Origin of the sequence: Paenibacillus zeisoli, assembly GCF_003994465.1 — a bacterium.
Classification (GTDB): domain Bacteria; phylum Bacillota; class Bacilli; order Paenibacillales; family Paenibacillaceae; genus Fontibacillus; species Fontibacillus zeisoli.
This window is the reverse complement of sequence record NZ_RZNX01000006.1, coordinates 97,195-110,090: the sequence shown is the minus strand read 5'-3', so window position 1 is coordinate 110,090 and position 12,896 is coordinate 97,195. Positions and strand designations below refer to the sequence as shown.

Below are 12,896 nucleotides of genomic sequence, written 5' to 3'. Positions count from 1 at the left end.
GTCTTATACATTTGCTGCAGCAAAAAAGACACATTCATCTTCAAGATGATCGTGTCTCCGGTGGTCCGGTCGATTAACGCATAAAACCAATCGACTTACTATGATTTGAATGTTATATTACATTTTGCCTCTGCTATAGTCAATACCTTTTCTGGAAATAAATATTATTTTCCTTAACTTCACTTTCGCTTTTCAAATGTCTATTATAGTCCGTAGATGAGCAATCAATATAAAAGCAGTCTTTCAAGGAGGAATTAGAATGTGCCCCAGAAATGTGGAACGTGACCAAAGAGTTAGAGATGAACGAATTCAGCTTATTCTGGATTCAGCTATAACCGTTATTTCTACTAAAGGCTTCGGATCGACAAGCATCAGCGACATCGCGAAGGCAGCAGGGATCAGCATCGGTACGATGTATCATTACTTCAGATCAAAGGATGAAATTTTTGCCGAAGTGCTGAAACGGGGTCAGCTGGATTATGGAAAGAGAGTGTTGGAGCTGGCCGAAGAACAGGGAACTCCAGCGCTTATCAAGCTGCAGGATTTTGCCGCGGGCTGGCTTGCCAATCCGATCAACTGGGCCTATACGATCATGCTTCAAACTGCCAGAACTACGGATACAGTGCCGCTGGAGATCAGACAAGCCGTAACCGACAGATTCACGGCGAACCTTCAGCCTCTCGCCCGTATTATGGAGGATGGGCAGCAGGAAGGGACCATCGTTCAAGGCGATCCGCTGAAGCTGGCCTTTTATCTGGTCAGTATGATCCAAGGCTTGACGCTTCAGCAGGCACCGGGATTCGAGATTCCCATATCTATTGAAGTCGACAGATTGATAGGATTGTTCCAAGCTTAGAATTCATTTAACTAGATCCAATTGAGCATACCCGAGTTAACTCATAGGAAAAAAATGATTGACACCCCAAACTCCCCCTGATAGAATGCTCATAACAAACCGAATACATATTCAAGTTGTGACTTTATCTAATTTGCAATGATAATTATCACATTTTCGACCAGACAGCTGGAGACTTGGCAATAGGCATACAACGGGCATGAATATCCTGCTCTGTATCCTTTGCCTTCTCTTTTGTGAATAAAACCAATTAAACAGGTTTGTTTAATAAACTTTAGGAGGCACGGTTATGTCTGAGCATTCTTTGGTCATCGAACATCTCAATCGTACTTTTGCTTCTCCCGCGGGTCCTGTCCACGCTCTCTCGAATATCCAGCTCAAGGTCAAACAGGGAGAGTTCGTCACGCTCATCGGTCCCAGCGGTTGTGGCAAGAGCACCCTGCTCAAGATCGTGGGCGGTCTGGATACCGGGTACGAGGGCAAGGCCGAGCTGAACGGCAGACCGATTACCGGTCCTGGCATTGAGAAGGGTGTGATCTTCCAGGAACCGCGCCTGTTCCCATGGCTGACTGTAGAGAAGAACATCGCCGCCAACCTGTCCCTTAAGAATCCGGCCGTTCGCCGCAGGGTAGATGAACTGATTGAGCTCGTTAGGCTCAAAGGATTCGAGAAGGCCTATCCCCGTGAGCTGTCAGGAGGCATGGCCCAGCGTGTTGCCATTGCAAGAGCTCTGCTGCGCAGTCCTGATGTGCTCCTGCTCGACGAGCCCTTCGGCGCGCTGGATGCTTTTACAAGAGCCCATATGCAGGAAGTGCTGCTCGATATTTGGCAGAACAACAAGACGACGATGCTGTTCGTCACCCATGATCTCGACGAGGCTGTTTTTCTCGGGGAAAAGGTCGTGATTATGAATCCCAGACCCGGTCACATTCGCGAAATTCTGCCGATTGACCTGCCCTTCCCCCGTTCAAGAACCGGAGCTTCCTTCCAGGAGCTGCGCCGCCTGGTTCTCCAGGCTTTTGAGAAAGGTGAAGAACCCGCGCTCGATTTGGGGGCAGGGATTTAAGCCCTTGCAGTGCATCATAAACCTACAAAATTTGAAGTTACTAGAGGAGAGAATGAGATGAAGAAACGGATATTTGCTGTGCTGATGCTGTTGGTTGTACTTACTACTGCAGGTTGCGCGTCCAAGGATCAAGCGGCAGCTACTACGACAGCGGATGGCAAGACGAACTATCAAGGGCTCACCCTTAAGCTGGGTGTTCAAGGAAGCGGCGGCTTATATGGCAAAGCCAGAGAAGAGAAATGGTATGAGCAGGCTTTCGAGAAGCTGGGCGTCAAAGTGGAATGGGCAGAATTCCAGAGCGGACCGCCGATGACGGAGGCCATGGCTTCAGATAAGCTGGATTTCGCAGCCCTCGGGAATATGCCTGTGATCGCGGCCCAAGCGGCGGGGATCAAGTTCGAGATTATATCCCAAATTCTTGACGGGAAGCAGAACACGGCAATCATTGTGCCGGCGAACAGCACGCTCAAAGATATTAAGGATTTGAAAGGGAAAAGGGTTGCCGTTACCAAGGGAAGCAATGCCTATAACCTCCTGACGCGTGGACTGCATGATGCCGGAATTGAAGCGTCGGAGGTGCAGATCATCCAGCTTCAGCCGAATGAGGCTCAGCCTGCTTTTGACTCGGGCAAAGTTGATGCCTGGGCGACCTGGGATCCTTTTATCACCATTAACACGCTTACCGGAAAAGGAAAAGTGCTGGCAGAAGGCGAGTCTCTTGGCGTTCTTGCCCCGTCCTTTGTGATTGTTCGTAAAGAGATCGCCGATAAATATCCGGAACTTGTCACTACTTATTTATCCGTGCTGGAGAAGTCGCGGCTATGGGAAGAGCAGAATTCAGCTGAGGCCACCAAGAAATATGCGGCAGACTACAAAATTCCTGAGGCTATTGTCGGAGGCATGCTGAAGCGATCCAAGTCCATCAACATTCCGGTCAGTCAGGATATTATTACAGAACTTCAAAAGACCGCGGACTTCCAGAAGTCTATTGGAACCATCCGCAGACAGATTGATGTATCGGAAGTCGTGAACAACAAGTTCATTGAAGAAGCACTCAAATCCGCGTCATCCACTAAATAGCATTTCGAAATGAGGCGCTGTCCATGTTCCCTGCAAGCACTCGAAATAAGACACTTCAAGGCGGGCTTCACAGCTCGCCGCAAATCCGGAAAGCACGTCAAAGATCCGTTCGCCTGACGAACCGATGGATCGGACTGCTGCTGCCGCTCACGCTTCTCGTGGTCTGGCAGGCTGCTGGCTCTGCGGAGCTTCTTAATCCCATATTGCTGCCGGCTCCCTTCGATATTTGGGAAGAATTCAGGGCCATGCTCCTCAGCGGGGAGCTCCTCAGCAATCTCGGTATTTCGACATGGAGAGTCCTGTTCGGCTTCTTGATGGGAGGTGGACTCGGACTTGCCGCAGGTCTATGGGTAGGCTTCTCCCATAAAGCCGAGAGGCTGCTGAACCCATCCCTGCAAATGCTGCGGACACTCCCCCACCTGGCCATTGCGCCCCTGTTCATTCTATGGTTCGGATTCGGGGAGGAATCCAAGCTGCTGTTGATTGCCAAGGGATCCTTCTTTCCGCTCTATATTAATACATTCCTCGGCATTCGCAGCGTGGATAACAAGCTGTTCGATGTAGCCCGAGTTCTTGAGTTCAGCCGCATGCAAATGATTATGAAATTAATTCTGCCAGCTTCGCTGCCTAATATCCTGCTTGGTACCCGCCTCTCACTTGGGGTTGCCTGGATTGGTCTGGTCGTAGCCGAGATGATGGGATCTACATCGGGAATCGGCTTCATGATCAATGATGCCCGGTCGATGTCTCTGACGACAGTCATGTTCGTCGGGATTGTGGTCTTCGCCATCGTAGGCAAGCTTTCGGATTCACTCGTTCTGCTCGTAGAGCGCAGGCTGCTCCGCTGGAGAGACAGCTTTCAAGGGGAGGGAGGTCAATAATGGCACAGCTTATCCATCAAGAAGTCCGGGGAGAGCCGGACACCTCTACAGTTAAGACATCTCTGAAATACAGGAAGGAACTTGGCTGGCTTAACCGGGTTCCCTTCTGGCTTCACGGACTGCTTGTTCCTATCGTCCTGCTAATCATATGGCAGATCGCCGGGGATACCGGACTCGTCACCAAGGAGCAGCTGCCCACGCCTCTAGCCATTATGAAGAGATTCATAGAGCTTGGGGCAAGCGGTGAGCTGTATCATCATCTTGGAGTAAGCGCCCTTCGGGCCCTAAGCGGCTTCATGCTGGGTTCAGTCATCGGTCTGCTGGTCGGAATGTTCATCGGGATTGGCAAAATCATCGAACGAACGCTCGACCCTTCCCTGCAAATGCTGCGGACTGTACCGCTGCTCGCTCTGATTCCCCTATTTATTCTTTGGTTCGGAATCGGCGAATTCAGCAAAGTTTTGATGATTTCACTAGGGGCCTTCTTCCCCGTCTATCTGAATACATTTCTCGGGATCCGAAGTGTGGACACCAAACTTTATGACGTGACTCGGATACTCGGATATTCCCGCTGGCAGCAGCTGACCAAGCTCATTCTTCCTTCTGCACTGCCGAATATTTTGCTAGGTCTGCGTCTGGCGATGAGCACTTCCTGGCTCGTTCTCGTCTTCGCCGAACTCATGGGAACCAGTGCCGGTATTGGCTATATGATCGAGGATGCCCGTACGTATTCCAATACGGACATTGTCTTTGTGGGGATTATCCTGTTCGCGCTGGTCGGATCTTTATCCGATATTGCTGTTCACGCTCTAGAGAAGCGCTGGCTAAGCTGGCAGGATACATTTAAAGGTTAACCATACTTCTTCTCATTAAAAAGGAGGCTTGAGGCAGCATGACCCAACGTACAGATCAGCTACACCTGGGCGCATTCATCTATTATGCCGGCCATCACCATGCCGGATGGCGTCATCCGGATTCCGGAGTCGAAGGCATGTATGACTTCGATCTTTACCGCTCTATTGCCGAGACGGCGGAACGCGGCAAGTTCGACATGATTTTTTTCGCGGATTTATTATATGTACAGAACGTAGACATGGCCGCATCAGGCATGCTCGATCCGATCACGCTCCTGTCTGCGCTGTCCGCGGTGACCACCCGGATTGGTCTGACGGCTACCGTCTCCACGACCTACAACCATCCGTATAATGTAGCCCGCAAATTCGCTTCCCTTGATTATATTAGCAAAGGCAGAGCAGGCTGGAATATTGTCACATCCCAGCTGGACATTGAAGCCCATAATTACGGGCTGCCCAAGCATCCCGATCATGCCCTTCGCTACGAGATGGCCGAAGAGTTCGTCGAGGCCGTGACCAAGCTCTGGGACAGCTGGGATGATGATGCGCTTGTCCTCGACCGCAAGACCGGTATCTATGCAGATCCCGGCAAGGTCAAAGCCATTGACTACAAGGGAAAATGGTTCTCGAGCAAAGGTCCGCTTAACCTTCCAAGGCCTCCGCAAGGGAATCCGGTGCTCATCCAAGCCGGTTCATCTCCGCAGGGTCAGCAGTTCGCCTCCAAGTATGGCGAGGTCATCTTCACGGCCCAGCAGTCGCTGGAAGCTGCCAAGGCTTTCTATGAAAGTGTGAACAGCAAGCTGATTGAAGCGGGAAGAAAGCCGGGAAGCCTCAAGATTATGCCGGGAATCTCACCGATTCTCGCAGCCACCGTGGAAGAAGCTAGGCGTAAAGAGCAGGAGCTCATGGAACTGATTCCGGCCGAGCTTGCTGTAGCTGCTCTATCCGGTATGTTAAGTTATGATCTCTCCGCCTATCCTGCTGACGGACCTCTGCCCGAGATCCCGGATCCTGTTGAGAAATCTAACGGAATGAAGAGCCGTATTCAGCTCATCATGGACACGGCTCGTTCCCAGAACTTGTCCATATTGGAGCTCGGCCGCAGAATTCTTGGGGCCCGTGGTCACCTGCAGTTCGTTGGCACGCCGGAGCAGCTCGCAGACCTCATGGAACAGTGGTTCCATGAGCGGGCATGCGACGGATTCAATGTCATGGGGCCAGTTCTTCCAGGGGATCTGGAGATATTTACAGATGAGGTCATCCCGATTCTGCAGCGAAGAGGTCTATTCCGCAAGGAATACACCGGGACTACGCTTCGGGAGCATCTGGGCCTGGATCGACCGGAATCGGGTCATTTCAGCCGTGGCCGCGCTGAGAAATCTGCGATCAGCTAAATGGCCCTCATAGAGCACCGCGGCTGAAGCTTGTCCGCAGCAACAAAAACCCGTGAGGCTATGGCCCCACGGGTGTATTACATTATAGGCATAGGCTGGATAATTGTAATTAACTGCTTCTGCAGCTTCAGCTCTCTTTGAATGTTCTCAAAAGATTTCTGAAGCGAAGAATCCCAACACATTGAATCCTGTCTAATATAGCTTAGAACTTCACCACAGCTTTGAATGAACCTCTGTAACTCGCTGCTCGATTCAGGCATACCCAAGCACATCTCTTCGATTATCCCGGAGTAATCCGAGATCAGCTTGATCTGAATTTCCCGCTCTGCAGGGGCAAGCTCCGACCATTCATAGGCACCGCCGTCCACAACTTCCACCGAACCATCAACATATTTCAGACTAGAGTGACAGACGATAAACCTTTGAATCTGTTCTTCAAGGACTTGGTAGCGTTCCAAAATAATGTGTACATTGTTCATAAATCGCCCCAATCTCACTCCTGAATGCGAAAGAACTTCCCTATAGTCAATAACTAATCGGGAAGCCCTTCAACTAACGACCGCAAACAGTAAGTTAATTCCATTATACCCTTTATCGACAAAAAAGTACATCACTATCTTTACGTCGAGAAGTAAATGTCCTCCTTGCCTGTAGGAGGAGTGGTTGCATTCCAGACCGCTGCCAGCGTATCTGGCAGACTCGTTGCTGCCGTAATATAGTCTCCGATCAGCGGAACAGGCGTTGGAGAATTACCATTCGGATCGAAAGACGCATCCGTCAGACGCCGGTTGGAGAAGGACCCCCCACCGTTGAATGACTCCGCTACAAAAACATCGAGGAGAAAGCCATTGACCCGATTAGTGTAATAAATAATTCGAATTGTCCCCGTGGAGGGCGAGACCGTAATAGATGGGAAGAAGTTCTGAGTTCCTGGCGGCGCTCCGGTTATACTTGTGGGAATAGGCCACAGTTGTCCATCTGGCGAGATAGAGAGTAGAATATCCGAATATCCATTGCGGAAGTCATTCCAGGCAGCGTATACGTTGCCGCTTCCGAGGCCGTTCGATATGTCCGCACCAAGAGTTAGATTCGTCTGGACACGAAAGCCGTAACCTGGTACCGGGAGAGGCGATGGAACGGGAACCACAGATGAAATCAGGATAGATTCCCGCGCTATTTGCGGAAAGAACGAGGCTCCTCCATCATAGGAAATGCGCAGGTTGGCGGACGGATTCGTTGGCCCTGTCAAGATATATCCGGAATATACCTCTCCGGATAAGCCTACCGCAATAGCAGCCCGGTCATGGAACCCTCTTGGATCACTAAGCCGCTGAGGAGTCTCCCAGCTTGCACCCTCATTTACAGACCGCTGGAAGAAGATCGCCGAGAAGTTGAAGAGCGGGGTGTAGCTGACATACGCATTGCCCCGGTAAGGACTGCCCGGTGAACGGTCTACGGCAATGAAGGGCTCATCATTATGGATAATTACCCCATATCCCCGCTGCACAATGACTGGTGGATTGAAATTCGCCCCGTTATTGAATGAAGTGTAGGTAACAATAGTCCCATCATTGATTCCATTAAATACATGAGCAGCAACAATGAACGTATTAGGAAAAGTATAGTCCACGGTTGGAGCCTCTGCGCTCTCATAACCACTCGGCTGGGGGAGAATGCTGCTGCTCCAGGTCTGGCCCCCGTCCGACGAAATGGATACACCAATCCGCCCCGTTCCCAGGCTGTCATCTACATACACTACGCACATGAAATTGGATAAGACTGAATTCACAGCAATCGAGGGCTCGAAATGATTCCCCGGTAACGCCCCCGTTATATTTACAACTGGCAATCATCTCACCTCCTTTCTCTCAAGGGAGATTTGTCAATCTGTCAATCTGGCTCATTTCAGCCTGTAGAACTCTCTGCACAACACCGCCTACAGCATCAAGACCAAATACATGAATCACTGCACTTGTTGCGCTGAAGTAATCCACCTGTACTTCATAGAAACCGCCCGCATTGATTGGATATGTGAAACTTTGGATAGCCTGTGGCGGCAAGGCAATTAAGTTATGCCCCAACGGCGTCCGCGGCCCATCGGTTATCCCCCATTGGAATACCTCAAGTTCAATACTTGCCGTCAGATTAATGGAGTCATTAATACAAATCACTAGAATTTGACCAGCCGCAGTTGAGCCCGTTGAAGGATTATATATGGCTCCGGTTGTGTAGGGCATCTCCCATGCTCCCCCTCCCGCGTTTTTGACTACTTTATAAAGACGTATAGAACCCTCCATTTAAAATATGCGAATGACGGTATAGAGAACAGGCTAAACGGCAATTATTTCGCGATTCTATCACACCATCATGGCTGATATACAGGAATAAATAGAAGTCAAGCATATGTTACCTGTGTAGTATATTCCACCCTTCGGAGGTGATTGATATGACTCTCTCTATTATTGATTTTGGCCGCAGTATTCCAAACAGCTTCACCCAGTCAACGAATATTCCGCTTGTTGCTATCCCAAGCGCCAACACACTGGCCAATTTCGGCCTGCTTACCAATACTGGCGGCCTGGTCGAACTTCATGTGAGCTTAGGTTTACAGGCTACTGCTGGAAGCCCTACCGTCCTCATCTCCCTGATTCGTGACGTGACGGAAATCGCCAATACCCAAACGACAATTTTCACCGTGAATGCCTTGGAGACGCTCAGTTTCTCGTTCGTAGATGCCAATGCTCCAGCCGGCTATCACTCTTATACACTTCAAGCCTCCATCACGAGCAACTTTGCCTTCAATAGGGCAAGTGTTGTCGGGCCAATCGTATTCTCAGGAACCTCTCTGGCTTAATTGCATCTGTAAGTTTATTGATGAGCATCTATTCATACTAAAAGCCGGAGCTCCTCGAATGGAGTTCCGGCTTTGTTACAACTATATCCTGTTATCCTTACTCGGCAGCTTCCTTATATTTGATATCCAGCAGCTCCCCGGTATCTTCGTTGAATTGTACACTTACATAGACACCAAATTCCTTGGAGGGCTTCTTCACGATCAGCTTGAACTGCTCCTCATAGATATGATCTTTAACCGGTTTCCGGCCGATATGCTTATAGTCGGTAATGTCGGCATCGTACTTCTTCTTCGCCTCCAGGACAGCGACCCTGCCCCACTCGGCATAGGAAGGTTCCGCCATTGCCAAACTCTCCGTACCCAGCATACTTATAGCCAAGGCTGTGAATAATGTAATCACCCATCTCTTTGCAGCTCGCATGAGATCTACACTCCTGTCTTTGAATTTTAAATCTTAGTATTCAAAGGAGATGTTGAAATTATACAGATGGGTCAGCCTGCGGGCAGCTCTACCTATAAGCTCCGGTAATGTCCCTGATCTTGATCCACTGCCAATCCTCACCCAGCTGCAGCTTGATCTCACGGCTGTGTGTATGAATAGAAGTGACGACACCCCGCAGCTCCGTGTCTTCATATTCCCCCCACAACCTAACCGTGACCGCTGTACGGCCTCTGAGCGATTCATTCAGCGCGCGCTCGATCAGCTCCAGCTCTTGGGCATCTACAATTGGCTTGGTACGGCGATCCCGCTCGCGGCCTGCCCGAATAATCGCCTCTTTGTGCTCCGGCAGCATCATCCTCGACGATTCCCACAATCCATTCGCTTCCAGCTTTCCTGCCATAACCCTGTCCTCCCGTCTCATATCATTCCAATTCATCTTCATTATATGCGAACACCTGTTTGTATTATATCCAGTTAGCTCAATCTAAATCAATGTAAATAAAATCCTTCTCAAGTACAACTTATATAGCAGGAATTGAACAAGCTGGGTAAGAATATAAGAATGATTACCGTGCTGGCGGCGAAAGGTATAGATTTAAGTCAGACCCGGCTCGGATAATTTAAAAGAAGCTTGTTCAGGCAAGCTATGGAGGACACAGAACAAGTATGCCCAGCATTCGTTTAGCGGAGCAACCAGAGTTTGAGACATTGACGCGTATTTGGCTTAATGCCACATTGACCGCTCATTCTTTTGTGAATCGGGAGCACTGGGAAGCGAGTGTCCCCGATATGGTGAATAAGTGGCTTCCTATGGCGGAGAACTATATGATCGAATTGGAGAACCCTGCTAGGATTGCGGGGTTCATCTCGCTCGTTGATAATTACCTCGCTGCTATATTTGTTGATCCTCAGGATCAAGGCAGGGGAATGGGTACAGAACTTTTGAACAAAGCCAAGAAGCTTAAAGATAGCTTAACATTGAAAGTCTATCAGAAGAACGAGTCTGCACTGCGTTTTTATTTAAGACACGATTTCGTTATTGACCATGAGGAGATAGATGGTTCCACGGGTGAGAAGGAATACCTTATGACGTGGCACAAATAAAAAACCGTTCCCATGTAATAAGTACTTACAAAGGAACCGCCTTTGTTTTTATGGATGAGTTTATGGACTACTTATCCAGTAAATTTACAGAGTAACAAGCTGCCTCAGATAAGGCATGAGCTGCGGATACAATTCCTCCTGACTAAGCCCGATCTCCAGGATCGCCTGAATGTAGCCAAATTTGTCGCCAATATCATATCTCTTCCCGGCGAGTTCAAGAGCAAGCAGCCCTTCCGTGCCGCAGATTCTGTGCAGCGCATCCGTAAGCTGATATTCCCCGCCTGCTCCCCGGTCGATCTGCTCCAGCACGGAGAAGATCGAAGGCTGGAGAATATAACGTCCCATAATGGCCATTTGGGAAGGTGTCTCCTCCGGAGAAGGCTTCTCCACCAGTCCGCTCACCTGATAAAGTCCATTTTCGGCGGAGGAAGAATCGATAATTCCGTATTTACTTACATCAGATAACGGGACAGGCTTAACGCCGACTACCGGCTTTCCCGTCTCTTCGAACACGGAGATCAGCTGTTTGAGAGCCGGAGGCTCGGAGACCATAATATCATCGCCGAGCAGAACGGCGAATGGCTCATCTCCGATGAATTGCTGGGCGCAGAGGATGGCATGGCCGAGGCCAAGAGGTTCTTTTTGCCGGATATAATGAATCCCTGCAAGCTCACTGATGGCCTGTACTTCCAGAAGAAGATCGTGCTTGCCCTTCTCCTTCAGGATGCGCTCCAGCTCCACGGACTTATCGAAGTGGTCCTCGATCGATTTCTTGTTGCGGCCGGTCACGATAATGATGCTCTCAATTCCGGATTGAACCGCTTCTTCTACGATATATTGAATCGCCGGCTTGTCGACGATCGGCAGCATTTCTTTGGGTTGTGCTTTGGTCGCCGGCAGGAAGCGGGTGCCGAGTCCGGCGGCGGGAATTACGGCTTTTCTGACTTTCATATGGATTCACTCCTGTTCTTCTTATCTCTAGTCTGTTGTCCGAACACCAGATAGCGGCTTCCCGCGTAATTAACAAGGATAATCGCTGCTGTGGCAGCCAGCTTGCAAAGCGTGAGATTCATTCCTGTACTAGCGTACAGCGACTTGAGCAGTAACGAAGATAGGGTTAGCGCTGCAAGATTCACCAGTATAAATCGAAGAAGCTCATGCTTTCTTTTCTGGGCGCGCACCGCACGAAAGGTCCATCTGCTGTTCAGGATATAGCTGTTCAGTACACCGCAGCCATAGGACACAATCTGGGCGGGAATAACAGGGGTACTCACCCAGATGAGGAATGTGAATACCCCCAGATCAATTCCGGTATTCAGAAGTCCAACAAGCCCGAATTGAATCAGCCGGGTCATCCTGCTGTTCATGCCTTGATTGTGTGCTCCGCAGGGAGCTGCTCCTCTTGTTGAATCCCGTGCACTTCATTCACGATATAAAGCGGGCGCCCCTTCGTCTCATCATAAATCCGGCCGATATATTCACCAAGCACCCCAAGCATGATCAGTACAAATCCATCGAACAGCAGCATAATTCCAATGAGGGAAGGCCAGCCCTTACTGGTGGCCCCCGTGAACAATGCCAGATACAGAACATACAGCAGATAGATGAAACCAAGGATGGACAAAGTTATTCCTGCATACCCCGCGAGCTTCAGCGGTTTGTAAGAGAAGGACATGATCCCGTCCAATGACAGCTTGATCATCCGTTTGAGGGGATATTTGGTCTCCCCGGCAAGACGTTCATCCCGCTCATACTCCACCGCGGTCTGACGGAAGCCTACCCAGCTGACCAATCCGCGGACGAACCGGTTCTTCTCAGGCAGGCGCTTCATCTGCTCCACAACCTTGCGGTCCATCAATCGGAAGTCACCCGTATCTACCGGAATATTAATATCAGTAGAAGCCCGGAGAACGCGGTAGAACATGCTGGCAGACCACTTTTTGAACAACGTCTCCCCGTTCCGTTTAACCCGCTTCGCGTAGACAACCTCAAAGCCTTCCTTCCATTTATCAATCATAGAGAGAATCAGTTCAGGAGGATCTTGAAGATCCGCATCAATGATAATAATAGCTTCTCCAGAAGCATAATCCATACCTGCTGTAATGGCGATCTGATGCCCGAAATTCCGGGAGAAATCGATCAGCTTGACGGTGTCATCCCAGCAGCTGTAATCCTTAATAATCTCGGCACTCTGGTCCCTGCTGCCGTCATTTACGAATATTAACTCATAGGCTTCCTGCAAAGTTCCCATTACTTTTTTTAAACGTCTATACGTCTCCTGAATAACAGCTTCTTCGTTATACATCGGAATCACAACTGAATACTTCGCTTGTGCGCTCATACGGTCGCTCCCTCCTTAGAAAAT

The 12,896-nt window shown here is 49.7% G+C and carries 16 protein-coding genes; 8 read left to right on the top strand and 8 right to left on the bottom strand.

The features are described 5' to 3' along the window. Nucleotides 1-259 precede the first annotated feature (259 nt). The 6 genes from EJP77_RS14520 to EJP77_RS14495 all read left to right on the top strand — a co-directional run bounded on the left by EJP77_RS14520 (nucleotide 260) and on the right by EJP77_RS14495 (nucleotide 6,131). Complete coding sequence (locus tag EJP77_RS14520; protein WP_127199973.1) at nucleotides 260-856, top strand: TetR/AcrR family transcriptional regulator; 597 nt, start codon at nucleotides 260-262, stop codon at nucleotides 854-856. A gap of 289 nt (nucleotides 857-1,145) precedes the next feature. Then, on the top strand, nucleotides 1,146-1,922 hold the full coding sequence (locus tag EJP77_RS14515) for an ABC transporter ATP-binding protein (RefSeq protein ID WP_127199972.1): 777 nt from the start codon (nucleotides 1,146-1,148) through the stop codon (nucleotides 1,920-1,922). A 57-nt stretch (nucleotides 1,923-1,979) separates the two neighbouring features. Further along, complete coding sequence (locus EJP77_RS14510; RefSeq protein WP_127199971.1) at nucleotides 1,980-3,002, top strand: aliphatic sulfonate ABC transporter substrate-binding protein; 1,023 nt, start codon at nucleotides 1,980-1,982, stop codon at nucleotides 3,000-3,002. Nucleotides 3,003-3,025: 23 nt separating this feature from the next. Next, nucleotides 3,026-3,883, top strand: a complete 858-nt coding sequence (locus EJP77_RS14505; protein ID WP_127199970.1) for an ABC transporter permease — start codon at nucleotides 3,026-3,028, stop codon at nucleotides 3,881-3,883. After that, a complete protein-coding gene (locus tag EJP77_RS14500) occupies nucleotides 3,883-4,737 on the top strand; it encodes an ABC transporter permease (protein WP_127199969.1) in 855 nt (284 codons plus the stop codon). Before EJP77_RS14505 ends, EJP77_RS14500 begins: the two co-directional genes overlap by 1 nt. Before the next feature lie 38 nt (nucleotides 4,738-4,775). Further along, complete coding sequence (locus tag EJP77_RS14495) at nucleotides 4,776-6,131, top strand: LLM class flavin-dependent oxidoreductase (protein WP_127199968.1); 1,356 nt, start codon at nucleotides 4,776-4,778, stop codon at nucleotides 6,129-6,131. 77 nt (nucleotides 6,132-6,208) lie between these two features. Here EJP77_RS14495 and EJP77_RS14490 read toward each other — a convergent pair whose 3' ends face one another. From EJP77_RS14490 to EJP77_RS14480, 3 genes are all read right to left on the bottom strand, one after another. Further along, nucleotides 6,209-6,610, bottom strand: a complete 402-nt coding sequence (locus tag EJP77_RS14490) for a hypothetical protein (RefSeq protein ID WP_127199967.1) — start codon at nucleotides 6,608-6,610, stop codon at nucleotides 6,209-6,211. A gap of 140 nt (nucleotides 6,611-6,750) precedes the next feature. Beyond that, on the bottom strand, nucleotides 6,751-7,980 hold the full coding sequence (locus tag EJP77_RS14485; RefSeq protein WP_127199966.1) for an exo-alpha-sialidase: 1,230 nt from the start codon (nucleotides 7,978-7,980) through the stop codon (nucleotides 6,751-6,753). Between the two features lie 19 nt (nucleotides 7,981-7,999). Next, nucleotides 8,000-8,368, bottom strand: coding sequence for a hypothetical protein (locus tag EJP77_RS14480; RefSeq protein WP_127199965.1), 369 nt, complete (start codon nucleotides 8,366-8,368; stop codon nucleotides 8,000-8,002). A 209-nt stretch (nucleotides 8,369-8,577) separates the two neighbouring features. Between EJP77_RS14480 and EJP77_RS14475 the strand changes: the two genes are divergently transcribed. Beyond that, nucleotides 8,578-8,985, top strand: a complete 408-nt coding sequence (locus tag EJP77_RS14475) for a hypothetical protein (protein ID WP_127199964.1) — start codon at nucleotides 8,578-8,580, stop codon at nucleotides 8,983-8,985. A gap of 97 nt (nucleotides 8,986-9,082) precedes the next feature. On the opposite strand, the gene EJP77_RS14470 is transcribed toward EJP77_RS14475, so the two are convergent. Together EJP77_RS14470 and EJP77_RS14465 are read right to left on the bottom strand one after the other, a co-directional pair. Then, nucleotides 9,083-9,406, bottom strand: a complete 324-nt coding sequence (locus tag EJP77_RS14470) for a DUF3889 domain-containing protein (RefSeq protein WP_127199963.1) — start codon at nucleotides 9,404-9,406, stop codon at nucleotides 9,083-9,085. Between the two features lie 88 nt (nucleotides 9,407-9,494). Beyond that, entirely contained in the window at nucleotides 9,495-9,827 is a 333-nt protein-coding gene (locus EJP77_RS14465; RefSeq protein WP_127199962.1) for a YolD-like family protein, read from the bottom strand. Between the two features lie 266 nt (nucleotides 9,828-10,093). Here EJP77_RS14465 and EJP77_RS14460 point away from each other — a divergent pair, with 266 nt between their 5' ends. Continuing rightward, complete coding sequence (locus EJP77_RS14460) at nucleotides 10,094-10,531, top strand: GNAT family N-acetyltransferase (protein WP_127199961.1); 438 nt, start codon at nucleotides 10,094-10,096, stop codon at nucleotides 10,529-10,531. An 84-nt stretch (nucleotides 10,532-10,615) separates the two neighbouring features. On the opposite strand, the gene galU is transcribed toward EJP77_RS14460, so the two are convergent. The 3 genes from galU to EJP77_RS14445 are packed head-to-tail and all read right to left on the bottom strand — an operon-like array spanning nucleotide 10,616 to nucleotide 12,872. Then, nucleotides 10,616-11,482, bottom strand: a complete 867-nt coding sequence (gene galU, locus EJP77_RS14455) for a UTP--glucose-1-phosphate uridylyltransferase GalU (protein ID WP_127199960.1) — start codon at nucleotides 11,480-11,482, stop codon at nucleotides 10,616-10,618. Beyond that, nucleotides 11,479-11,898 carry a GtrA family protein gene (locus tag EJP77_RS14450; RefSeq protein WP_127199959.1) on the bottom strand — a complete coding sequence of 140 codons (420 nt, stop codon included), beginning with the start codon at nucleotides 11,896-11,898 and terminating at the stop codon, nucleotides 11,479-11,481. Before EJP77_RS14450 ends, galU begins: the two co-directional genes overlap by 4 nt. Then, nucleotides 11,895-12,872 (bottom strand): glycosyltransferase family 2 protein, encoded by a 978-nt coding sequence (locus EJP77_RS14445; RefSeq protein WP_127199958.1) that lies wholly within the window; start codon nucleotides 12,870-12,872, stop codon nucleotides 11,895-11,897. Before EJP77_RS14445 ends, EJP77_RS14450 begins: the two co-directional genes overlap by 4 nt. Nucleotides 12,873-12,896 lie beyond the last annotated feature (24 nt).